Below are 25,130 nucleotides of genomic sequence, written 5' to 3'. Positions count from 1 at the left end.
TAAAGTGACAATTAAATGTTAATTTACTGTGTAAAAAAAGATATTAATTTTGTGAAAAGAAATCTGTTATTTTATCTCTAATAAAATTGTGGTCATTTGAGCAATTTATTTGAGATCTAAATTCTGCTGAATTATCTAGAGAAGCACTATACCATCCTATGTGTTTTTTTGATATTTTCGTTCCGATGTCTTTTCCATAATATTCTATCATGTGATCATAGTGATTTGTGATAATTTGCAATTTTTCTGATGGAGAAGGATCAGGTAAAATAGTACCTGATTTTATAAAATGTAAAGCTTGATTAATAAACCACGGCTTTCCGTATATTCCTCTTCCTATCATAATACCATCTGCTTGTGATTCTTTTAGTGATGTTTTTATATCATGTAAGTTTTTTATATCTCCATTGGCTATCACAGGAATTTTTACACATTTCTTGATATTGCTAATAAATTTCCAATCTGCCTTTCCAGTAAACATTTGTGTTCTTGTTCTACCGTGTATTGTTATCATTTTTATTCCAGTTTCTTCAGCAATCTTAGCCAATTGAGGTGAATTTAGGTGATTACTATCCCATCCAGTACGCATTTTTAGTGTTACTGGAATCTTGACTGCCTTTACTACAGATTCTAGGATTTTTGCAGCTGTAATTTCATCTTTCATTAGTGCTGAGCCAGCATAACTGTTGACTACTTTCTTAACAGGACATCCAAAATTTATATCTATAATTTTTGTTCCCATGTCTTCATTAAGTTTTGCAGCTTCTGCCATTATTGTGGGGTTGCATCCGGATAGTTGTACAGCAGTGTTAGTTTGAATTTGTGATTTTTGCAAACTTTGTTTAGTTTGTATAATCATTGCATGACTTGCGATCATTTCTGATACTAATAGTCCAGCACCCAGGTTCTTTATAAGAGTACGAAATGGAAGATCAGTCACACCAGACATTGGTGCTAATATTACTGGGTAGTCTGATATGAATTGGCTAATATCCATATACTTGTTAATCTTTTTGTTTATATACTGATGTAAATAAAAATGCCCCAATTTGATAGAAAAGGTCTATTTTGCTATGGGGTGTTTGTATTATAAATTAATTAGTAATAATAAACAAGTACTGATGAAATATTTTTAATATATTGTTGTACTATTTAAAGATACCAGATTTTGATAGAATTTCTTGATATATTAAAGAGAGTAATAAACTATTTGGGTAATAGGTAAGCAAATTGTAGTACAGAGTTTCCAATTAGTTATGGTTATTTTCCTAATGATATACTTTTTATAATTATATGTTGCAGTGTTTACATCTTTAGAATTTATTAAAGGACTTTTTTATTTAGTAATCACTGAAGATACTTTACAAGCTATATGGTATGCATTATTGCTAATGTGTAGCATATTGTTGATGGTAATATAATTATGTCAAAGTTTTTAGTTAAAGCACCAGCAAAAGTTAACTTGTTTTTACATATTACTGGTAAACGAGATGATCAATATCATTATTTAGAATCATTGTTTGTTTTTGTGAATGTTTACGATATATTGGAAGTTGATGTTGGTGCTTCAAAGAGTGGGGTCTATTTCTCAAATTTTAAGATTAGTCAGTATAATAATACTGTATATAAAGCAATAGAATTGTTATTGAAGCATAGTGCTATACGTCCTAATGTTTCTGTAAGTATTATAAAAAACATTTTAGTATCTGCAGGCTTAGCAGGTGGGTCAGCTGATGCTGCTGCTATTATGCGTTTATTAGGTAATATGTGGAATATTGATTACAGATTATTACAGGATTTAGCTTTAAAAATTGGAAGTGATGTTCCAGCATGTTTAGAATCAAAGACCCTTTTCGCTAAAGGGGTAGGGGAAGATATATTGTTATTACCTGATTTGTTATTGCCAAAATATATTATACTTGTTGCTCCAAGAGGTAAGGCATTAAGTACAGCAAAAATCTTTAATAATTATCAGAGTTGTACTTACTCTCCTTCAATATGTGATAAACTTCCTGTAAAAGGAGATGATTGGATGGAATTAATTTATAATTCTAAAAATGATTTATTAGAGGTAGCATTAAGGTTTGTTCCTGAAATAGAAGAAATATTGTTTGTATTAAAGAAATTAAAAAATTCCGTGATTGCACGTATGACTGGTAGTGGTGTAACATGTTTTGCTTTGTTTAACGAATTAAGTCATGCTGAAGATGCAGCTAGGAAATTACAAATGACACGTCCTGATTGGATAGTTTTTAATGCTAAAATACTTTAGATTTTTAGTATTTTTCTACTGGTACTTTAGTAGTACAATTACCTAATTTACTTGTATAAATTTATCATTTGCATTAGCGGATTTATGAAACAGTACAATGGTTTATCCACTGTATAAATTTATCATTTGCATTAATTGAATCTATCGTAATGATTGCAGGTATTATACTATATGGGATAAGATAGATTTTATCTGCTACTGGAGTAGGTTTGTCGTTTTTAATGTGATAGCGGATTTATGAAACAGTACAATGATTTACCCACTGTATAAATTTGTCATTTGCATTAATTGAATCTATCGTAATGATTGCAGGTGTACTATAATGGGATAAGATAGATTTTATCTGCTACTGGAGTAGGTTTGTCGTTTTTAATGTGATAGCGGATTTATGAAACAGTACAATGATTTACCCACTGTATAAATTTGTCATTTGCATTAATTGAATCTATAATAATGATTGCAGGAGTATCGTATGGGTGGATTTCTTGTATTTTATTTGCGGTATCTTGGACTAAGTTATTTGTTGTTTTTAATATAATAGCACATTCAGTATTATTATGTACTTCATTTTCCCAGAGGTATACTGATGTAACATTATTAAATATGTTAGCACATGCTATTAGCTTATTATCTAAAAGAATATTACTTATGTGATATGCATCTTCATAAGTAGGGGCAGTTGTATAGATTAAAGAAATATTTTGCATATATAGTTTTAATTATGATTCAGATATTTATATGTTTTTATTATAAAAATCAATCTATATATACTTTATAAGTAGCTGTGTTTTTATGTATTTTGTGAAAATGTATTAGGACCGAATTTAGTTTTGTAAATGGTTATTTGATATCTCTAATACTTTTTCTGTAAGTTGCTTAAGAGTAAAAGGTTTTGATAGGAAATTGATTTTGCTTGCATTTATGTTATTGTGTTTGTTAAATACTTCTTCGGCGTATCCAGAAATAAAAATAATTTGAATATTTGGTTTAACTTTTAGTATTTTTTCTACGATTTCTGGACCACTTATTTTTGGCATTACTACGTCACTGATAACAATATCTATAGGATATTTTTTGATTATTTCTAATGCTTGATCTCCACAGCTTATGTCTATGACTTTAAATCCTTTTTTAGTTAATGCTCTTGTAACAAATATTCTGACAGGGTCTTCGTCTTCAATTAATAAAATAGTTGTTGAAGTACTGATCTCTGGTAGTACAGTACTTACTTCGTTTGAATATTTATTGTATGGTATTTCAATGTCATTACTGCTTGATAAATGTACCGTAGGGATAAGGATAATAAAGGTGGTACCTAAATTTACTGTACTTTTAACATATATATATCCATCTGTTTGTTTTACTATTCCGTATACTGTAGATAAACCTAACCCTATACCGGCAACTGTTTCTTTTGTAGAAAAAAATGGATCAAAGATTTTTTTCATTATCTTGTCTTCCATGCCATGTCCTGTATCTGAAACTTCTATTGCAACGTATTCTCCATCTTCTATTTGTTCTTTATCCGGAGAAAACATGTCTTTTAATAATATCTTTAAAGCATCTGTTTTAGTGTTATAGGTTTTTATAGTTAATTGCCCTCCTGTTTCCATTGCAGCCCTTGCATTTACTACAAGATTAATAATTACTTGTTCTAGTTGACATAAATCTGCTTTTACTAAGTTAATATTTTGTTCATATTGAATCTTTAGTTCTATACTTTCATTAATTAATCTCTTTATCATGTGTAATAGATCTGCAATGATGTTATTTACATCAAAAATTTTAGGTTGTAAGGTTTGCTTTCTTGAGAAAGCTAATAATTGTTTTATCAAATTTGTTGCTCTATTTGCATTTTGTTTTATTTGCATTATATCTGAAAAAGAAGGGTCTGTTGCAGTATGTCTTATCAATAACAGATCGCAAAAGCCTATTATTGCTGTTAAAATATTGTTAAAATCATGTGCTATCCCTCCAGCTAATTGTCCGATAGCTTGCATTTTTTGTGATTGTTCTAATTGTATTTCTAGATTTTTACGATCTTCGCTATCAGTGATGTAGCATATAATAAACATATTATTCTGATGTATAAATTTGTTAAAATAAATTTTTACATATAAATTGTTATAGAGTTGTGCTTCTAATGACATATTTTTTACAATATTATTTTGGAAATATTTTTTAATTTTTTTATTGTATGAAGGTAATATGTATTCAAAAATATACTCTTTACTATGTTTAACTAGTCTTTTTAGTGTATTATTTGATTTTAATATTTTACCATCTGTATTACATTGTAGAATAGCTATTGGTGCTTCTATAAAACATGGGTGTAAATGATAATTAAGAGTGTCGGAGTTTACTGGAGTTAGGAGACCATAAATGTAACTGTGGTTATTTTTGTCATAAAATGCAGCTTGTGATATATATGCTTTAAATTTAATTCCAGTAGTTGTTGATAAAGTAACTGTGTTATTGTCTATGATTTTTTCCTTATTATAATTTTTTGTTAAAAAATTAGCAAATGTAGTGCCATTCTCTATAGAATTTAATTCAAACATTTTCAGGAAAGTATCATTTACAGATAATATTACTCCTCTATGGTTAAGTAGATATGCGCCTACACAATGTTTCTGTATTAATCTTTCATATACTTGTTCTTTAGTAATTTTTATAGCTTTAAGTACAAAATATTCTTGTGGTCTTGCAAGTGGAGCAAAGAACAGATTTGTAGTTTTTACATAACTAATTTCTATTTCTGGATTCTCTAATACTGGATCTAATATTAATGTAAAGTTAGAGATTTTATTTTTTGTATTTAAACAGAAGTATGTATTAACAGATAACTTGTTTTTTAGTGCGTTTTTAAATGCTTCAATTTCTTGCTTACTAATATTACCTAGTTTTAATATATCAAATAGATCTAATTTCTTTTCTTGATTTTTTATAAATCTTTCGTAAAACCTTGCGTCAGCATATACAACTTTCCCATCATTTTTTATTATCAGGCAGAATTCCGTATTATGATTTAAGGAATTAGCGAAGATCATGTTTTGGTATTCTATAGAAGCAATGATATACAAGTATTGCCGTAATTGTATTGATATTGCCAATATACTGATGCTGGTGAATATGAAATTAATAATTATGTTTATATAACTATCGTATATATTAAAGAGATATAAACTGGATATGCACAATAATGGAGCTATTAAAAAAATAGATAATTTACATACTGATAATCCATATTTTCTTATTACAAAGTCTACTTTATTGTCTTGTGTGTTATCAGTATGCCTTTTTTTCATTTTAACATAACTATAATACTTACTAAAAGTATATAATAATATAAATGCCTAAGATTGCTATATGAATATTGTACTGCGAGGTGAAAGATAATTACGTAATTTAATTTTTTATTAATATCCAATGTTAAAAATGTTTAGAATAATTTCAGTGCAATTGTCATGCCTTCTTCTGTAGGAAGTAAAGTTGTGAGATATTTATCTTTATCAGATAGCCTTTCATTGAAGGAGAGCATTTTATCTATTGTAGTTTTAGACACTTTTTTTATTGCGTTATTATTAGAATATACATTACCAAATAATAGTGTATTATCTGCAACTATTAAACCATTTTTCTTGATATTTGATTCTGCCCAGTCTAAGTAATCACAATATCCTGATTTATTAGCATCTATAAATATCATATCAAACGGTGACATATTGGTTAGTTTTTGTAATGCTAATGTTCCTATGTCATTTATTACTGTGATCTTGTGAGATAAGTTGTATTTTTTAAAGTTGTCTTCTGCTAATTCAGCATTTATAGTGTTTTTTTCTATAGTATATATATGCCCATTTTCTGATAATGCTTTAGCCATGCACATAGCAGATGAGCCAACAAAAGTTCCAATTTCAATTATAGATTTTATATTGTTCATCTTTATTAATAATTGTAATATTTGTCCTTCTATAAGATTAAGTTGCATTAAGGATATATCATCTTTAATAAGTTGATGTGTTGCTACAACTTCTGCGTCTGTGATTGAAAATAAATCATGTATGTATTGTAATTTTTTGCTTAGTATTTTGTTACGCATAAAACCATTTTATATAATAAAAATTACTAATATAATCCTGTTTTTCATTTAATTTGAGTTTTTATTCAATTATTAATATATCATTGCGTGGTAAATTAACAACACTTTTTCTAAAAAACATGATATATCAATAATTTTTTATATCGTTTTATTATGGTTATATGATATAATTAACATCATTAGAGATTTATATAAGAACTAATAATATAGTTAATATGGTGAGGTAGTAATAACAATGAGTTTTTACACGCATGATGTAATGAAGAAACAAGTGGCAGATACTTTTAATAAATCAGGCAATGCTACTTATTCTGTGCTGAATGATCCAGCATATCGTGATAGGTATAGGGAAAAGTTCCTTGAAGCTCAGAAAAAGGGTATGGATATGGTTGTATATTATGATGGTACTATAGCACTAATAGAAAATAAAATAGCAATGTATCAATATGGTTGGCATAAGAAAAGAAGAGAATTTGAGCGTATTAAATTTGCTACTGAAACCAAGAAAAAGAAGAGTAAATCAAGTTAATTATTATAGTTAAGTAATTTGAAAAGATGTGGTATGCATATACATATACATACAAGGTTTAATATAAAGTAATCCTTGTGTTTCTATTGGTGTATATTATACTTAAATGTATCAGTTAGAAAGTGACATTTATGGTAGTTCTAGATGGTCAGCAAGTTGTTTCTTTTGAAAAGAGTTGTGGTGTAGCCATTGATGAGCTTATTTGTAAAGCTGGAAAGGTTATAGGTGATACTATATTTAACATGTTTCCAAGGCAACCCGTGATAGTAATTTCTGGTCCTGGTAATAATGGTAGGGATGGTATTGTTGCTGCAAAGATGCTAAAAGCTCATGGGTGGCCGGTAGTTTTAATGTTATATAATTGTACTACTCATATAGATGAAGACTGGGTAGTGCCATTAACTTATGATAATATTGTTAATTCTCAGAGCTGCTTAATTGTAGATGCACTATTTGGAATAGGGTTATCACGTTATATACCTGAGGATTTATCGTGTATATTTAGCTACATTAATAATTCTAATAATAAGATTGTTGTTGCAGTTGATATTCCTAGTGGTATAAATTGTAATACCGGTCAAGTGATGGGTTGTGCAATACGTGCTGATGTTACTATAACTTTTTCTGCATTAAAAATAGGACATGTTTTATTTCCTGGTTCTAGTTATTCTGGAAAAGTGCGTGTTGTAGATATTGGGATCGGCATTGATTACAGTAAAGTTACGATACGTAAAAATACTCCTACTTTATGGAAAAATGAAATACCTAAGTTAGAGTATATAACAAATAAATATACTAGAGGATACACATTAGTGTGTTCTGTTGGGAATAAATCTATAGGGGCTTCAAAACTTGTTGCAATGTCTGCGTTAAGGGTAGGTTCTGGTATAGTAAGTATTGCTTGTGACAGTAATGCTTTTGCATTTTATGCAAGTTGTTTAACATCAATTATGTATAGGCTTTATGATGATGTAATTAATGATGATAGAATTACATCTATTATAATAGGTCCGGGATGTGGGATCAGTGAAATTACTAGACAGCGTACTATGGATGTTCTCAGTAAACAAAATTGTGTTCTAGATGCTGATTCTATATCAGTATTTTCTGATTCTTATGAAATTCTTTTTTCCAAAATTAAGCATAATGTTATCATGACTCCACATGAGGGGGAATTTAAGCGCATATTCCCATTTTTAACTGGTAGTAAAATAGAAATGGCACAGAAAGCAGCAAGTTTGTCAAAAGCTGTTATAGTTTTAAAAGGTCCAGATACTATAATTGCTGATCCTGTGGGTAATGTTGTAGTAAATAATGCCCCATTTAGTTTGGCTACGGCAGGTAGTGGAGATGTATTATCTGGAATTATTGGAGGGTTGTTATCTTCTGGTATGAATCCATTTGATGCTGCGTGTTGTGGAGTATGGATACATACAAAGTGTGCTAGAGAGTATGGGATTGGGTTAATTGCGGATGATATAATACTACAAATACCTCAAGTATTAAAAAAATTGTTTTGTTAAGATTAGTAATCTTTTTCTTAAATATATTGAATAATTATAACATATGTGGCGTATGGTGTTTTCAGTTATTTTAAGTGTTTTTTATGATATCAGAGCATGTATATAAGGTATTGTACGTTTTTTCTATGAATCTTGTATTACTTTATGAAAGGGATTAATAGTAATTGTTGTTATTATAATTCTTGTCAAATAGAAAAAAATACTAAATATATGTGATGGAGTATGGTATTGAAGTGTTTTTTAAATGTATGTAATGTAGAATACCTTGTTCTTTTTTTTTCTGGTATGTCTCTACAGTAAATTTAAAATTCTTTTCACAATTATCGTTAATAATAATGCTTATCTCTATATGAAGCATAACAAGAATGATTTTGTTAAATAGTAATTTTAGGGTGTAATAATGAGTTTAATTATAGTAGAATCCCCATCTAAAGCAAAAACTATAGGTAAATATTTAGGTAGCAAATATAAAGTAGTTGCATCATTTGGGCATATTAGAGATTTTCCAGCAAAAAGTGGTTCTGTTGATCCAGATAGAGACTTTGCTATGACTTATGAAATCATTAGTAAATCAGAAAAATATATAAATAAATTAATTCAGACAGCTAATAAAGAAACTCAAAATATTTATCTTGCAACTGATCCAGATCGTGAAGGTGAGGCAATAGCATGGCACATTGTAGAAGTATTGAAAGAAAATAATGCCATTGATAATAATGTTGTAATTAATAGAATGGTTTTTAATGAAGTAACGAAGAGTGCTATTCTTGAATCTATAAAACATCCAAGAAGTATAAATATGGATCTTGTATATGCACAGCAAGCACGTAGAGCATTGGACTATTTAGTTGGCTTTACATTATCCCCTTTATTATGGAGAAAACTTCCAGGAAGTAAATCTGCTGGTAGAGTGCAATCTGTTGCTTTAAGGTTGATATGTGATAGAGAAAGTGATATTGAAAAGTTTGTTACGCAAGAATATTGGGATATTGAAGCTAAGTGTTGCAATATAGAAGGAAAACAGTTTTCTGCGTTTTTGAGTTGTTATTCTGGTAAAAAACTAGAGAAATTTGATATTCAAAATGAAAAAGATGCACAAAAATTATCCGAGGAAGTAAAATCTCGTAGTTATTCTGTTGTAAATGTTGAAAAAAAGCATACAAGGCGCAACCCTTATCCTCCTTTTATTACATCAAGCTTGCAACAAGAAGCATCAACCAAGCTTGGGTTTAGTGCAAAAAATACTATGATTATTGCCCAGAAACTCTATGAAGGAATTGATGTTGGTGGGGAAATTATCGGGTTAATTACTTATATGAGGACAGATGGGTTTTATATTGCAGATGAAGCATTGGAGCATATTCGAAGTATCATTGTTTCTATGTTTGGTAAAGAATATTTACCAGAATCTGCTCGCAAGTATATTAAAAAAGTAAAAAATGCTCAGGAAGCACATGAGGCAATTAGGCCAACGAATATTACAATTACTCCTGATAGTTTATCAAACTATTTAACTCCAGAGCAGCTCAAGCTTTATGATCTTATATGGAAAAGAACTGTTGCTAGCCAGATGAGTTCTGCTGTAATTGATCAAGTTGTAGTAGAACTAGGATCATTGGATAAAGTAGTTACTTTACGTGCAACAGGATCTTCCTTGTTTTTTGATGGGTTTTATAAGGTATATGGTCACAATGAAGATGATGATAATAAAAACAATATGTTACCGTTACTTCATGTAGGTGATATGTGTCCTTTGAATGAAGTCATTCCTCATCAGCATTTTACTATCCCTCCTGCTAGATATAATGAAGCAAGTTTAGTAAAAAAAATGGAGGAAATAGGAATAGGCAGACCTTCAACTTATGCATCTATTATTTCTGTATTGCAGGATAGGCAATATGTTGTATTAAATCAAAAGAGGTTTTTTCCGACAGAAAGAGGTAGGATAGTAAACATTTTTCTTGTTAACTTTTTTAGTCGTTATGTAGAATATGATTTTACTGCTGATCTTGAAGAAAAACTGGATTTAATATCTAATGGAAAAATTAATTGGAAAGAAGTATTACATCAATTCTGGTTTTTATTTATTGACAATGTTGATTCAGTAAAAAAATTAGAATTTACTGAAATATTGAAAGTTATTAGCTGTGCTATGGAAGATTATATTTTTTCTTCTGATAAATCTGAGTCTGGTAAAACATGTCCTGTATGCAATGATGGAACATTAGAGCTTAATATTAGTAAGAATGGTATTTTTTTGGGATGTTCTAAATATCCAGAGTGTAAATATACGAAAAATGTTGGAGGTGATATTATTGATGATACAGACAATATACAATATCCTAAAGTTTTAGGTGTTGATATTACAACAGGAAAAGATATATATCTCAAGAAAGGCCCATATGGGATTTACTTGCAGATTGGTAGTGATAAGAATGGTAAGCGTGCAGCTATTCCAAAAGGTATGGATGCCAATTTATTAAATTTGCAAATGGCAGAGAAAATATTAAGTTTACCTATAAGGTTAGGAATTCATCCAGATACTGGTCAAGAAATTAAATTAGGATTAGGTAAGTTTGGGGCGTATATATTGTATGAAGGTAAGTATTTTTCAATTAAAAATGAGCGTAATTTTTTAGATATTAGTGTTGAAGATGCGATTAATATTATTACAAATAATTCTACTAATGGAGTTATAAAATCCCTAGGTGTTGTTGAGAATAATAATGAAGTATTTTTATGTAAAGGAAGGTATGGATTTTATTTAAAATACGCTAAGTTGAATATTGCTTTAAAAAAGGGTATAGATGTTGACCAAATATCTTTATCGGATGCTATTAAGCTTATATCAGAAAAATTATAGACTCTTAAATTTAAATAAAGCATGACGTAGTAATAGTCAGTACTATAATACAGCTATCTGTAAGAGATGTGATTTTTTAATTACAAGTAATCTGTAACTTTTTTAGACATGATCATCAATTTATATCAGAAAAATTTATAGACTCTTAAATTTAAATAAAGCATGACGTAGTAATAGTCAGTACATATAATACAGCTATCTGTAAGAGATGTGATTTTTTAATTACAAGTAATCTGTAACTTTTTTAGACATGATCATCAATTTATATCAGAAAAATTTATAGACTCTTAAATTTAAATAAAGCATGACGTAGTAATAGTCAGTACATATAATACAGCTATCTGTAAGAGATGTGATTTTTTAATTACAAGTAATCTGTAACTTTTTTAGACATGATCATCAATTTATATCAGAAAAATTATAGACTCTTAAATTTAAATAAAGCATGACGTAGTAATAGTCAGTACATATAATAAGCTATCTGTAAGAGATGTGATTTTTTAATTACAAAGTAATCTATAACTTTTTTAGACATGATTATCAATTGTAATTAGTGTGGAAATCTGTATAAGCATACATGTTTTTTATATGCTATAACTTAGATATCCATTGTCCATTGCTATATGTGTAAAGCTGATTTTTACTTTTTACCCATAAGGTTAAGCCTGTATTTGGTTGTATGAAATACCATTGGTTAATATAGTAATATGTTACATAATTTTGTTTATTTTTCCATTCTTGAATTGTTGGTACAGGTCCAATGATGTACATATCTCCAGAAGATATTTCTTTTATCGGGGTATTACATTGTAATTCTAAAATACAGTTGTTCATAAGCATATCTATTTTTATCAAAGCTTCATTTACAGTGATTTCTTTGTGTGCTTGATTATGTATGACTAGATCGAATTTAAGATTGATGGACTGTGTCGTCATATATTTGTCTCCTAAAACAATGTGCTGATAATTGGTTATATTACACTTTATGGATTCAGTGAGATGAAAATGCCACTTATAATATTGCATTTATTAACATATTCTGTAATTCAAAAAGTGATTTCTTAATTATGGGTTAGTATGCATAGTAAATAAGATTTTTTAAAGACATATGTTGTCAGTATGTATTTGTTATTTCCTGAAGAAAGCATGTTAATATGTTATATTTAGTAAATTTCAAGTATAATGTGTATAGAAATTTGTATTTGTAATATTAAATGCACATGTATAGTAAACTCCTAGTAATACAAAAACGTAATGGTATAAAGGAAGCATATGGGTGGGTAAGAAACTGTACTTCACTGAGAATGATTGAAGACGCTAGTAAGATGATACGCTGATAAACTTATTGTAGTAAAGCATAAAAATTTTATTTTTTTAAAAATGTATCGATAAAGATAATATTATCCTGATTGCCTTTTTTATCACTCTCTTCATTAGTATTATCAATATCATTACTGCAATCTTCTAATTCTTCTATATTATTGCTAGTGTATTGCTCAAGATCAAGAGCAAAACCTTGGTGGACATCTATATATTTAATAATAGAGTAATATGGGATAATAACTGTTTCTTCTTTACCTTGAAAACTCAACACTACACTAGCACTGTTGTTAAATACTTGTAAATTTCTAAATTGATGTTGTAGTATTATAGTAATTTCTCGTGGGTAATTGTTTTTTACATGATCAGGTAGTATTACTCCTTTGTAATGTGTTAGAAAGGATATAGCAATGTGTATATTATAAGAATGTGGTGACTGTGCTACAATAGTTAAGGCATCCTTGATAACGCCACAGATAGCAGTGTGCATAAGTTTTTGATATTCTATTACATTACTCATAAATAAATTTCTGATCATATAAACAAGGGTTTTTCTGTTGCCCGGAAAACCCTTAAAAACCGCGCTAATAACAAAACTAAGCAGCCACTAAGCTAGCGTTGCTACTATTATCATTAGCAAAAACGAAATTATCGTTTGCACTTATAAATTTTGAGCACTTAAACGGCTGTTTTCTCACCGAGCAAAAACTATCCCCTTTATTATGCATGTCGATCCTGTTTCACCCCCATAGTCTAAAAGTGGAGATGCCGAGCACTGCCCTCGGGTCCAATACATCTATTTTAAGATGCCTTTATTGCCATAGTGCTAAAGCACGGTATATATTGTAATACTATATTTTATATAAGTCAATAGGTTTACATAATATCTTTTTAAAATAGTAATAAGATATAATGAATATTAACGATAACTGGAATTATAGAAAGCATCATGAAGGATGCCAAAAATTATGAAATGCTCCCCGGGCCGGATTCGAACCAGCGACCAATTGGTTAACAGCCAAGTGCTCTACCACTGAGCTACCGAGGAAAAAACATATACAATATACATATTGTATTCCTTACATGCAACAAAAATTTAATAATAATTGTAGTACTTAAAAGTGGAATTATGTTAAGTAGTAAGTTTTTAATATATAATAAATACTATGAGATATAAGATAGTTCTGATTATTAAGTATGAAATTTTGTAGTGTTTTTTGTTAATGTCTAATCATGTAATAAGGAGAGTTATTGTAATATTAAGATTATGTGAGATTAACATGAGTAATATAATTTTTAAGATTATGCTTGCAGATATTTAATTGTTACATAAATTACCTGTGTTTTATAGTATTTAACTCTTTATTGTTATAGTATGTTTTATAACTCTATATATAGGACTATAAAGGCGATTGCATAGTCCTTTTCATCACTAATCGATAACTCAATTTTATGTTTTGTGCTGTTATTGTTTATGGTAATTTGTGGTTTTCCATATAAGTTATTAGATATTATAATATCTGACATTTTTATAGATTTACCAAAACCTGTTCCTAGTGCTTTCACATAGGCTTCTTTTGCTGCAAAACGTTTGGCAAAATGTCTTACTTGTGCATCGAAATTTGTATATTTTTTACTATCTTCTATTTCTTTCTCATTGAATACCCGCTTAAGAAACTTAGTACCGAATTTTTTATATAAATTCGATATACGTGGGACATAAACAATATCTGTACCAATACCTAGTATCATTTCTTAAATTTTTTTAAAAATTGTTCCATAGAAATTAAAAATGTATCTTTTGTTGATCTATTTCTTACTTCAATGAGATCTTGTTCTACTGTTGATTTTCCAACTATAATTTGCCAGGGCATACCTAGTAGATCTGTTCTTGCTAATTTAATGCCAGGGCTATCATCTGTATCATCGTATAAAATATCATCATGTAGCTGTATATGTAGGTTTTCGGAAACTTTTCTACATTTATCATTTGATGAATATAAATTTACTAAGGAAAACTTAAATGGAGCTATTTGTTCTGGCCAGATAATACCTCTATTATCATGAAATACCTCAATTATTGCTGCTACTAACCTTGATACGCCTATACCATAACATCCCATTTGTAAGGGTTTGTTATTGTTGTTATCACAAAAATTGGCATTCATTGGTTTTGAATATTTATCTCCTAGATAAAAAATATGACCTATCTCTATCCCTTTGCTTATTTTTATTTTATCTAGTGGAATAGGAGAAGTTTTAGGATCAGTCATATCATCTGCTGCAGTATAAGTATTTTTTATTTTTTCGACATCAATACTATCACTATTCATTAGCTCAATAATATCTTGATCATAGTATAAAGTACTCTCTCCGGAATTTGCTAATACATGAAATTCATGACTTAAGGTTCCTCCTACAGGACCTGGATCTGCTTTAACTGCTATTGGGGTTAAACCTAGCTTTTTAAAAATTTGTATATAAACCTTAAACATTAAGTTATAGGATGAAATAGCACTATTTAAATCTTTATCAAAACTATATGCATCTTTCATTAAAAATTCTCTACATCTCATTATACCATATCTTGGACGTAACTCATCGCGAAATTTCCATTGTATTTGATATAAAATTAGTGGTAGGTTCCTATGACTTATCGGTGTTGTTCTTAAGATGTCAGTAATCACTTCCTCATGAGTTGGTCCAAAGAGCATGTCTCGTTGATTTCTATCTGTAATACGTAACATTTCAGATCCATAATCATCATATCTTCCTGACTCTTTCCATAGACTTGCTGGTTGTATTAATGGCATTAATATTTCTAGAGCTCCTGACTTATTCATTTCTTCTCTGATAATATTTTCAATGTTTTTTAGTATCTTTAAACCTAATGGGAGCCAAGTGTATATACCAGAAGCAATTTGCCTGATAAGTCCTGCGCGTATCGAATATTGATGTGATATCACTGATATATCAGATGATGTTTCTTTTAATGTAGGTACATAATAGTTTGATAAACGCATTAAAAATATTAATTAACATGAGATTGAAGTAAGGGTAGCATATATCATATATATGTTCAATAGTCAATTGCGATGAGCATTGTTACGTAAAATAATTTTTTATATTTCTTTATTTTGGAAAGTAGTAACTTAGTATTGGAGATGCTATTATTTGCTGTATTGAAAATGGAATGAGAAGATTATAAGATTTCATAGAATAATACTAAGAATTGTGTATTTGTTGGAAAGTACTGCTTGTATTATAAGGTAGTAGTATTAAATATATTATTTTGTTAAAAAATAACAGAGAGAATTGTAATATTTGATTAATTAAATCTAGGATAATAAATTGATTAAAGATTTATTGAAATAATGTTAAACAAATGTTGTATTGTTGTTGTAAAAAGATTGTATAAATTCTACTTAAGAAAATGTTTATTGTTTATTATACTTATAACTACTATAATAAAAAGCATTTAGGTATTCACATAAACCATACTAATGGTAAATGTAATACCTGTAATTCAAGTTTAGTGTCTGTAGAGAAAATCATTGATAATAGCAATTGCTGACAAAGTTGCTTGACGTCTTCTTGCATCATTATCATCCTTAATGTCTTCTTCAGATCCTTTTATTGCATTAATTGCTAAGGCTTCTGGATGATCTTGAAATAAAATATTTCCGTGTTTATCTTCAACTGCTTCAATGATGCCATCATCAGAAAACCCTACTATCTTGTATCCAAGAGATTCTATTTTTTGTATATTTTCTTGGCTATTATTTATTACTCCTCCATGTGCATCTGGAAAATATATTGAAATCCATCCATTATCGTCTGGCTTGGTATATTTAGAAATGATACTTGATAATCTACTTCCAGGTACAACTCGCAATCTATGAAGTCCTACATCTTTTCTATGTGGATCTGGCATTGAAATAGAATGTGCAGCTACAGCCTCTTTAGATGCAATTATTGTTTTTACTCTGATAACTTCTACTCCAACTGCGTGCATTATACCTTGTAGCCCTCCGCATACTCCTATTAAATGGATATTTGGGTTGCTTTCTACAATTTTTACAATTGCATTAGTTACAAGTTGTCTGTTTGGAGTTGGTGGATAAGGCTCAGTATCTACGTTATAGTAATTTCCAGGAATAAATATTCTATTAATTTTATGTTGTTTAATGAAATTGTGAACTGCATCCTGAATTTTATTGGCTTCTACTTGTTCTAAAAGGGAAATATCATTTTTAGACTCTTCTAAAGACTCATTTTTTATTTTTTTAAAATCTAATATTGTATTGTAATCAAATAGTATAACTTCTGCCCCTAATTTTTCCAGCATTTCAGCAATGTTGTTTGAAAACGTCCATTCTTCAGGGTAGGTTTCTTTTTCTGTGCGTACAAAACCAACAACCATTTTATTTGGGACTGTTTCTAATGCAATTGCTGATATGGACAATAGAAAGAATAACATTAATATGAAATAACGCATTTAGTCTCCGTAAAACTATTAACTATGTCTATATATATGATAAATATGGCACAAAGACTTAACTAAACTCTGAAGCATAAAGAATATGTCATAAGTGGCTTGAGTTGGAATTGAACCAACGACACAAGGATTTTCAGTCCTTTGCTCTACCGACTGAGCTATCAAGCCAGCACTACATTATTGTATTACAGAGATGACATCTAATAATATGCTAACACAAGCCTGTAATTTAATATAAGTCTGTCAATTATATATTATAAATATCATCCATTCAAGTGAAAATATAAGCTTAAATTAATAGGATGTTGTGATAGAATATACTTTTATTCAATTAATGATTTTCTGTGAAGGTAGGTGTATATCCTGGTACTTTTGATCCCATTACTTTTGGTCATATTGATATTATCAAGCGAGCCTATAACTTAGTTGATAAGTTAATTATAGGAGTTGCTAGGAATTGCACAAAAAAGACTATTTTTTCTGCTGAAATTCGTGCAGAATTGATACAGCATGAGATAAAATTACTAGGTATGACAGTAGATACTGTGATTTTTGATGGATTATTAGTATATTTTGCTGAGAGAAACAATGCATCTATTATTATCAGAGGATTGCGAGCTATATCTGATTTTGATTATGAATTTCAAATGAGTTGGGTGAATTATAAGCTTACTTCTCAAATTGAAACTATATTTTTACCAGCTTCAGAAGATACCCAATTTATTTCTTCAAGTTTTGTAAAAGAGATAGCACGTTTAAATGGAGATATTAGTGCTTTTGTACCTATAAATGTACAAAAATGTTTAAAAGATTTCTATCAAAAGGCTAATTGAATAGTCGTTAATCTTTAATTATAATCCTTGCTTTTTAACTAACGATACTATGTTGGCAAGTGAAATAGCTTACTGTGATTTTCTATAAAAGTGTAGAAAATTAATTTATATTTTGATATGTGTAACAAATAATTGGACAATTGTGTATATGAGAGGGATATATCAAAGTGCATAATCAATAGTTTTAAGGTATATTACATATGGAATACAAAGAAAAGAAGATGTAACTTAGTAGACGTCTATAATCTTAGGATATTGGTAGTAAATAATATATTAATGGATGATATATCTAAAATGTGAATGATAATACTTTATATAAGTCTAGATTTTTATGTAATCATGTATACAGCTGTATTAAAAATTAAATTATGCAACACTTAGTGGTATTATTTAAGTTATGTATAAAGGAGTAAGATTTCAAGAGAAGTAACAGCAGTGAATTCTAAAGTTGATATTATCTATGGAATGTATGTACAAATGTAATATTATATAACTAAAGTTTATGTAAAGAATGCTTAATTTTACAAATTCTCATATTTTGTGAAGATTTGTACTAGTTATCATATGAATAATATAATGAATTTTTATTGTTCTGATAAAAATTTAATAGCTTCCAGCGCAGCCATACATCCCGAGCTTGCTGCAACAACAGCTTGTCTATATATTTTATCTTGTACATCACCTGCAGCAAAAATACCAGGATAACTAGTTACTGTACTGCCAGGTTTGGTAATGATGTATCCCTCATTATCTAAATCTACTATATTACTGTTATCTTTATTTTTAAGTACTTGTGTGTTTGGAGTATGCCCTATAGCAATGAATACTCCTTTTACAGAAATAATAGTGATATCTCCAGTTTTTACAGATTTTAATCTTATAGCTTCTACATTACCACTTTCTTTATTTCCTAATATTTCTTCTACAATACTATCCCATATAACATGTATTTTATTATTGCTGAATAATCTTTCTTGCATTATAGGTTCAGCTCGTAGCTTATCTCTTCTATGAACTAAAAATACCTTTGTTGCATGTCTTGTTAGATATAATGCTTCTTCTACAGCCGTATTACCCCCTCCTATTACGGCAACATCACTACCAGTAAAAAATGTTCCATCACATGTAGCGCATGCAGATACACCTCTACCTTTAAACATTTCTTCGCTTTTTATATTAAGCCATTTTGCTTGGGCTCCTGTTGCAATTATAATACTATCTGTTATGTATTGATCTCCAAATATTCCTATACATTTAAAAGGATACACATCTGAATATATCTCTTTTATTTCATCGGATATAACCTGAGCTCCAGAGTTAAGGGCTTGTTGTTTCATTTGTTCCATTAAATCTGGTCCTTGTATTGCATGGGCAAAACCTGGAAAATTTTCAACATCTGTAGTGATTGTAAGTTGTCCTCCGGGACACATCCCAGTTATTAATATGGGTTTTAAATTTGCACGGGCAGCATATATAGCAGCAGTACATCCTGCTGCTCCAGATCCTATGATTAAGACTTTTGTAGTGTATGTTTGTATCATTTATTTATCCATAGTATTCTTTTCAAGATTATCTATATGTGACTTTAAGTAATCTTCAATACCATGTTGTGATGCTTCCATTGCTGGTTCTCCTTTTATCCATCCAGCTGGACACACTTCTCCATGAACTTGATGATGTTTTATTGCATCTATTATTCTTAAAAGCTCATCTACATTCCTACCTATAGGAAGATCATTTATTGATTGATGACGTACTATAAAGTTATCATCAATGATAAAAGTTGCTCTTAATGCAATACGATTATTATGTAGTACTCCATAGTTGTTGGAGATGGAATGTGAGTCATCTGCAATTAATGGAAAGCTAATCTTATCAATTCCACCTTTGTTTACGCTAACATTACGCCAATGACTATGACAAAATTCTGAATCTGTACTGATACCAATAATTTCAGTGTTTTTTTCCATAAATTGAGGTATCCTGTTGTGCAAAGATATAATTTCTGTAGGGCACACAAACGTAAAATCTCTTGGATAGAAGATTAAGATAGCACATTTACCACTAACATATTCTTTAAAGTTAAATTCACATATTTTGTCATCTGGCATAACGGCTTTTGCTGTAAAGTCGATGGCTTGTTTTGTTATGAGATTCATAAAATTACCTAGTTAATTATATAGCAACGATCATTATAGCACTTAATACTACAATTTGATGGTTTTGCAATTATAATTTATAATAAAATACATTATGTACTGTGAAGCTTTATGTTTTTTCATTTAAAATCTTACTATAAGGTTCTTATATTATTGATTTAATGTTTATTTTGGTAGAAATGTTGTAATAAAAAAATTTTTTTATGGCATTTGTAATGTTGGGGTTATTTTTTAACTTTGTTGCCATACATTAAAATTACTAAGATAATACCTGCTATTTTGACAAATTAATGTCTTTATTTGATTTTTGTAGAGATTTAAATAAGTTGATGTATTAATACATTTGTGCAATTATGATATGAACAACAGTAATGTTGAATATTAGTTTAGGTATACTAAAAACATTTATTTATATATAGAGAAACATTAGGGTAATTATGTCGTTTATAGCTGAAAGGATGAAATGTATTAAACCTTCTCCAACACTTGAAATTGCAAATCAAGCTCAAAAATTGAAAATGTCGGGAGTAGATGTCATTTCTTTAGGTGCTGGTGAACCTGATTTTGATACTCCGCAACATATTAAGCAAGCAGCTATTGATGCAATTAATTCTGGTAAGACTAAATATACAGCAGTTGATGGGGTTATCGAACTAAAAAAGGCAATTATTAGTCGTTTTAAACAGGATCATAATTTAACTTACAATGTCAATCAAATTTCTGTTGGAAATGGTGCAAAGCAATGTATTTATAATTTATTTATGGCCACTATAAATAGTGGTGATGAAGTGATAATACCAGCTCCATATTGGGTGTCTTATCCAGATATGGTGAAAATTTCTGGGGGAAGTCCTATTATTGTTGATTGTGGTGAAGCATTTAAATTAACTCCTGATTTGTTGGAGTCTGTGATTACTGAAAAAACTAAATGGTTAATTCTGAATTCTCCAAATAATCCTACAGGATTGGTGTATACATGTGAAGAATTGAAAGGGATTGCTGAAGTTTTATTGAGATATCCAAATATTTGTGTGATGACTGATGATATATATTCAAAGATAGTATATGATGATCTTGAATTTTTTACCATTGCTCAAGTAGAACCACGTTTATACGATAGAATCTTTACAGTCAATGGGGTCTCTAAGTCCTATGCCATGACTGGATGGAGAATAGGGTATGTAGCTGGGGATTCAAAAGTTATTAATGCAATTTCTGTTATACAATCGCAAAGTACAACTAATCCTAATAGTATTGCACAAGTTGCATCAATACAGGCTTTAACTGGGGATCAAGAATTTTTAAAGGAAAGAAATAAAGTATTTTCAGCACGTCGTAATATGATGATAGATATGGTAAATAATACTCCATTATTATCTGTCAGAAATCCTCAAGGTGCGTTTTATGTGTTCATTTCCTGTAAAAAATTAATAGGTAAAAGTACAAGGAATGGTTTAATTATAAATAGTGCTATGGATTTTACTAGATACTTATTAGAAGATTATAATGTTGCTGTAGTACCAGGTGAAGCGTTTGGAGCACAAGAATTTTTTAGAATATCTTATGCCGCTTCTAATAAAAATTTATCTGAAGCGTGTAATCGTATTTTAGATGCATGTAATAAGTTGTTATAGTAAAATGTGTTGATGATTAAATGTGATATTAATCTAATATGTATTTAAAATTGTATTAGGTTATAGGATGTGTGCATTAAGATCCTAGATATTAAGGTAAAGATGTTATTAAGAGAATAATATGTTTTAGTAAACTGTATTAAATAATATACCACTTTAAACTAAGAGTGATCGTTGTTAAAATAAAGCTTTAAGATTTAGTGTCTGTACAAATATGATTTAAATGTAGCTTAATTGATTTCATATAAAAGTACATGTATCTTGTATGAATATTGAATAATATTGCTTGTTTTTTTTCAAATTGATAAATATTTAGTATAACTTTTTATAAAGTACAAGTGTTAATGATAAATAAGTATTTGTCAGGTGGGATATTCAATAGCCTCATATACTGTTTTTACATATAAGTTTTTAATTGGCAAATGCTTATTAAGAAATAGGCATAAGTTATAAAAACAGGAATTGTGTAGATATTTTTATAAGTACTTTACTAGAATGGATATTCAATAGTCTTATATATACTTTTATGTAATAAGTTTTTTAATTGGCAAAATACTTAACACAATTCTTTATGAAAAATACCGTTAAGATTATCGTACATTATCAATTAAACTTTGATTGACTTTAACAGAGTATTTTTTTATTAAATGTGTTATTAGCTGATTTTTTAGTGATTCTAAATTATCATTTGCAATTTTTTCCTGAATATTCTTGAAATCTATATTACTCACTTGATCAGTGTTTTTTATATCTTTTAACACTGCTATTAACATTTTTTGTTCTGAAGATGTGTCATGTTGATAACTCTTGCTGATTTCCCCTTTTTTTAGATGAAAAATTTCATTTATAAAATCACTAGGATAATTTTGACCAGGGTTGTCTATTGCTGCGACACTATTTCTGTAAACTATTTGATTAGGGCTTAATGATACCCCATCAATATTGTGTATGTCTATACCTGATTTAAGTTTTATAATAACTTCTTGTGTTAACTTAGATAATTTTTGAGCTTTTAAATTATGCTGCCATTCATATACTAATTGTTCTTTACTTTCATCAAAAGTTTTTTCTCGAGACGGTTCTATTTTAGTAACATTTACACTAAAGAAATAATCATCATTATAGATAAAGTTAGAAGGTTTGTTTAATTGTGCTGAAAATGCGGCTAAAATGATGGCATCATAGTTTGTCTCTGACATTTTTATTTTATGATCAGATGGGTCTTTACCTGAGATATCAGTATTTACTGTCTTTATAGATAAATTATACAATTCTGCTATCTCCTTAATGGATGTACCACTGTTAATATTATCATTTATAACTTGAATTTCTTTATATAATAGATCAGCAGCTTTTTTCTTTTTAAGATCTTGTTCAATTTTTTTACTTAATTCTTCTAAGTCTTTAGTAGATATTTTGTGAATATTTTGTATTTTTATAATATGCCATCCAAACATACTGTGTAATATAGGGCTTATTTCTCCTTCTTTTAAAGAAAATACTTGATTTCTTATATCATCAGGAAGTGTATTTTTTACAATGTTGTGTAATGTTATATCATCTAGTGTGGTATGTGCAATATTTGTAACTACACTATTGAAATCTGTACCTTCGTTGAGTTCTTTCAAAGCAATCTCAGCTTCATTTTTAGTACTGAATACTAAATTTAATATATCTCTTTGTTCATCTAATTCTTGAACTTTTATTTCATTATCTATTTCCTCTGGTGCTACATTTGTTTGATTGATAAAGGTTTCATAGTTAATTGTTACATATTCTATAACCCTATTTTCTGGAAACATGAAATTACTATCTTTTCGCTTTTCTTCATATAATTTCCTTAATTCATCAATATTTGGAACAGAAATGTTGTTAATTGTAGGTGATATCTCTATAACATCTATAGTGCGTGCTTGATGTAAATTTTGTAGAATTTGCTTTATTAGTTCTTGATGATATTGAATATAGGTATTTTGTGTACCACTAAATAAACAACTCATCAGCATAGTTATAGGGAATGCTTTTTCTAATTTGCTTATATATAACCTTTCTGTAAGTCCTGCATTTGATAGTCCTGTGTTAAACTTTGTTTTATCAAAGTTTCCATTTTCGTCTTGAAAAAACTTTATGCTTTTAATATGATTTAATATGCTTTTTTCTCCTACTTTAAGGTTTAATGAATCAGCAAATTTTGTAAGGACTTTCTTTTCGATTAGCTTGTTTAATGTAGAGAGCTTAATATTGAATTGGGCAATTTCTTCTTCTGTTAATGCACGATTTAGTATATGCTGTATATATCTTAATTCATCGTGATACGCATTTGTGTAGTCTTGTAATGATAATTTTTCGTGTCCAATTTTTGCAATGTATTTTTCGTTAGTAAAACTACCAGGAAAGAAAGATGCTCCAAATGCTATAAATACTAAAGAGCATACTAAAATTATAAGCAATGGCTTTACGAAAAAGGCTTTGGATTTCATTGTGTGTACACATATAAGTATAAGATGTTTTTAATATATCAGACAAAAAATCTCATGCAAATATTTTCATTATAATCGTGTGTGTGGGATACTGTTATTGAAAAACATTTATGTAAAACATCAGTAATTTTTTGGATTCTATATTAATAGTAATTATAATTTATTTTAGTCATGATATTTATAAATTAAGATAATTTAGTTACTATATAAAACAGTGCTTTATTGATATAGCAGTAGTTTAGTAATTAGTTTATTGTATTGAAGTATATAGGTGCAGTATTTAATGTAGGTAAATTATTTTGTAATTTGTAAGACAATAATAAAGCAGCTATTCTTGCATTAAAATTGCTTGATGTTATGGATTGTGTGTAATGTATATAATCATTATAGCTGAAGTTTTTATCTAGCGGTTTTATTTTACTTGTTGCAATGACTTTATGATTAAAAGTTTGAGAATAAAATTTATTGTGGGATACTTCAATTATTGAAAGTATCTCATCATCATTAGTTTTTGTTGAGTTTGATATCAGATATGCTTGCATTTCTAGAGTGCTTATACCATGTAAGGTAATTTTTGATGCAAGGTGTATACCTTGAGCTGCAGCTATTCCAGCTCTAATGCCTGTAAAACTTCCTGGTCCTACTACTACTCCAAGGTTTGTTATAGTGCTGTATGAATTATTGGATTTATCAAATAGTTTATGAATTAATTTGAATAGAGATTCTGAGTGTTGATTATCAGATGTACTTTCTTCATAGTGCATAGTTTGATTGTTACTAATTATAGCAACAGAGCATATAGGACCTGATGTATTAATTGCCATGATAGTCATAATTTTTGTATCTAGTGAATTACTTAATAATAGCATATAGTTAAAATGAAAGGTAGTATGAGTTTTGGAATTTTATAGATTAGA

The 25,130-nt window shown here is 28.9% G+C and carries 20 protein-coding genes, 2 tRNA genes and 1 other RNA gene; 7 read left to right on the top strand and 16 right to left on the bottom strand.

The window, feature by feature from the left end:
* Positions 1 to 43: 43 nt before the first annotated feature.
* Positions 44 to 997 carry a tRNA dihydrouridine synthase DusB gene (gene dusB / locus EHF_RS02990; protein WP_044195057.1) on the bottom strand — a complete coding sequence of 318 codons (954 nt, stop codon included), beginning with the start codon at positions 995 to 997 and terminating at the stop codon, positions 44 to 46.
* Positions 998 to 1,423: 426 nt separating this feature from the next.
* Here dusB and EHF_RS02985 point away from each other — a divergent pair, with 426 nt between their 5' ends.
* The gene (locus EHF_RS02985) at positions 1,424 to 2,272 is read left to right on the top strand and encodes a 4-(cytidine 5'-diphospho)-2-C-methyl-D-erythritol kinase (protein ID WP_044195054.1); all 849 of its coding nucleotides are present in this window, start codon (positions 1,424 to 1,426) and stop codon (positions 2,270 to 2,272) included.
* A gap of 386 nt (positions 2,273 to 2,658) precedes the next feature.
* Here EHF_RS02985 and cutA read toward each other — a convergent pair whose 3' ends face one another.
* The 3 genes from cutA to EHF_RS02970 form a co-directional block, all read right to left on the bottom strand.
* The gene (cutA, locus tag EHF_RS02980) at positions 2,659 to 2,979 is read right to left on the bottom strand and encodes a divalent-cation tolerance protein CutA (protein ID WP_044195052.1); all 321 of its coding nucleotides are present in this window, start codon (positions 2,977 to 2,979) and stop codon (positions 2,659 to 2,661) included.
* Between the two features lie 117 nt (positions 2,980 to 3,096).
* Complete coding sequence (locus EHF_RS02975) at positions 3,097 to 5,580, bottom strand: response regulator (RefSeq protein WP_044195049.1); 2,484 nt, start codon at positions 5,578 to 5,580, stop codon at positions 3,097 to 3,099.
* Positions 5,581 to 5,714: 134 nt separating this feature from the next.
* Positions 5,715 to 6,374, bottom strand: a complete 660-nt coding sequence (locus tag EHF_RS02970; RefSeq protein ID WP_044195046.1) for an O-methyltransferase — start codon at positions 6,372 to 6,374, stop codon at positions 5,715 to 5,717.
* Positions 6,375 to 6,609: 235 nt separating this feature from the next.
* On the opposite strand from EHF_RS02970, the gene EHF_RS02965 reads away from it, so the two are divergent.
* From EHF_RS02965 to topA, 3 genes are all read left to right on the top strand, one after another.
* A complete protein-coding gene (locus EHF_RS02965; protein ID WP_044195043.1) occupies positions 6,610 to 6,903 on the top strand; it encodes a DUF2671 domain-containing protein in 294 nt (97 codons plus the stop codon).
* A gap of 131 nt (positions 6,904 to 7,034) precedes the next feature.
* Positions 7,035 to 8,426 (top strand): bifunctional ADP-dependent NAD(P)H-hydrate dehydratase/NAD(P)H-hydrate epimerase, encoded by a 1,392-nt coding sequence (locus EHF_RS02960; RefSeq protein ID WP_044195040.1) that lies wholly within the window; start codon positions 7,035 to 7,037, stop codon positions 8,424 to 8,426.
* Positions 8,427 to 8,826: 400 nt separating this feature from the next.
* The gene (gene topA, locus EHF_RS02955) at positions 8,827 to 11,289 is read left to right on the top strand and encodes a type I DNA topoisomerase (protein WP_044195038.1); all 2,463 of its coding nucleotides are present in this window, start codon (positions 8,827 to 8,829) and stop codon (positions 11,287 to 11,289) included.
* Positions 11,290 to 11,880: 591 nt separating this feature from the next.
* Here the strand turns inward: topA and EHF_RS02950 are convergent.
* Positions 11,881 to 12,225 (bottom strand): DUF2793 domain-containing protein, encoded by a 345-nt coding sequence (locus tag EHF_RS02950; protein ID WP_044195885.1) that lies wholly within the window; start codon positions 12,223 to 12,225, stop codon positions 11,881 to 11,883.
* A 278-nt stretch (positions 12,226 to 12,503) separates the two neighbouring features.
* Between EHF_RS02950 and EHF_RS04890 the strand changes: the two genes are divergently transcribed.
* Positions 12,504 to 12,626 (top strand): hypothetical protein, encoded by a 123-nt coding sequence (locus EHF_RS04890; protein WP_269493450.1) that lies wholly within the window; start codon positions 12,504 to 12,506, stop codon positions 12,624 to 12,626.
* Positions 12,627 to 12,655: 29 nt separating this feature from the next.
* Here EHF_RS04890 and EHF_RS02945 read toward each other — a convergent pair whose 3' ends face one another.
* The 7 genes from EHF_RS02945 to EHF_RS02920 form a co-directional block, all read right to left on the bottom strand.
* On the bottom strand, positions 12,656 to 13,147 hold the full coding sequence (locus tag EHF_RS02945) for a ClpXP protease specificity-enhancing factor SspB (RefSeq protein WP_232228929.1): 492 nt from the start codon (positions 13,145 to 13,147) through the stop codon (positions 12,656 to 12,658).
* 4 nt (positions 13,148 to 13,151) lie between these two features.
* Positions 13,152 to 13,484: a transfer-messenger RNA gene (ssrA, locus tag EHF_RS04585) on the bottom strand.
* A 101-nt stretch (positions 13,485 to 13,585) separates the two neighbouring features.
* Positions 13,586 to 13,657, bottom strand: a tRNA-Asn gene (locus EHF_RS02940).
* Between the two features lie 332 nt (positions 13,658 to 13,989).
* The gene (locus EHF_RS02935; protein ID WP_044195035.1) at positions 13,990 to 14,361 is read right to left on the bottom strand and encodes a holo-[acyl-carrier-protein] synthase; all 372 of its coding nucleotides are present in this window, start codon (positions 14,359 to 14,361) and stop codon (positions 13,990 to 13,992) included.
* Complete coding sequence (gene proS, locus EHF_RS02930; RefSeq protein WP_044195032.1) at positions 14,358 to 15,632, bottom strand: proline--tRNA ligase; 1,275 nt, start codon at positions 15,630 to 15,632, stop codon at positions 14,358 to 14,360. The genes EHF_RS02935 and proS overlap by 4 nt, the downstream gene beginning before the upstream one ends.
* Positions 15,633 to 16,141: 509 nt before the next feature.
* A complete protein-coding gene (locus tag EHF_RS02925) occupies positions 16,142 to 17,107 on the bottom strand; it encodes a gamma-glutamyl-gamma-aminobutyrate hydrolase family protein (protein WP_052349277.1) in 966 nt (321 codons plus the stop codon).
* 95 nt (positions 17,108 to 17,202) lie between these two features.
* A tRNA-Phe gene (locus EHF_RS02920) sits at positions 17,203 to 17,275 on the bottom strand.
* A 176-nt stretch (positions 17,276 to 17,451) separates the two neighbouring features.
* Between EHF_RS02920 and coaD the strand changes: the two genes are divergently transcribed.
* On the top strand, positions 17,452 to 17,940 hold the full coding sequence (gene coaD, locus EHF_RS02915) for a pantetheine-phosphate adenylyltransferase (protein ID WP_044195028.1): 489 nt from the start codon (positions 17,452 to 17,454) through the stop codon (positions 17,938 to 17,940).
* A 584-nt stretch (positions 17,941 to 18,524) separates the two neighbouring features.
* Here coaD and trxB read toward each other — a convergent pair.
* The gene (gene trxB, locus EHF_RS02910) at positions 18,525 to 19,481 is read right to left on the bottom strand and encodes a thioredoxin-disulfide reductase (RefSeq protein ID WP_044195025.1); all 957 of its coding nucleotides are present in this window, start codon (positions 19,479 to 19,481) and stop codon (positions 18,525 to 18,527) included.
* On the bottom strand, positions 19,482 to 20,099 hold the full coding sequence (locus tag EHF_RS02905) for a peroxiredoxin (RefSeq protein ID WP_044195022.1): 618 nt from the start codon (positions 20,097 to 20,099) through the stop codon (positions 19,482 to 19,484).
* Between the two features lie 437 nt (positions 20,100 to 20,536).
* Here EHF_RS02905 and EHF_RS02900 point away from each other — a divergent pair, with 437 nt between their 5' ends.
* Positions 20,537 to 21,733: a pyridoxal phosphate-dependent aminotransferase gene (locus tag EHF_RS02900; RefSeq protein ID WP_044195019.1), complete on the top strand. Its 1,197-nt coding sequence runs from the start codon at positions 20,537 to 20,539 to the stop codon at positions 21,731 to 21,733.
* A gap of 590 nt (positions 21,734 to 22,323) precedes the next feature.
* On the opposite strand, the gene EHF_RS02895 is transcribed toward EHF_RS02900, so the two are convergent.
* The gene (locus tag EHF_RS02895) at positions 22,324 to 24,213 is read right to left on the bottom strand and encodes a SurA N-terminal domain-containing protein (protein ID WP_044195016.1); all 1,890 of its coding nucleotides are present in this window, start codon (positions 24,211 to 24,213) and stop codon (positions 22,324 to 22,326) included.
* A gap of 245 nt (positions 24,214 to 24,458) precedes the next feature.
* On the bottom strand, positions 24,459 to 25,082 hold the full coding sequence (gene tsaB / locus EHF_RS02890) for a tRNA (adenosine(37)-N6)-threonylcarbamoyltransferase complex dimerization subunit type 1 TsaB (protein ID WP_232228928.1): 624 nt from the start codon (positions 25,080 to 25,082) through the stop codon (positions 24,459 to 24,461).
* Positions 25,083 to 25,130 lie beyond the last annotated feature (48 nt).

Source organism: Ehrlichia japonica (assembly GCF_000632845.1).
Taxonomy (GTDB): domain Bacteria; phylum Pseudomonadota; class Alphaproteobacteria; order Rickettsiales; family Anaplasmataceae; genus Ehrlichia; species Ehrlichia japonica.
Note: the sequence above shows the minus strand (reverse complement) of the source record. Positions and strands in the feature narration are given on the sequence as shown.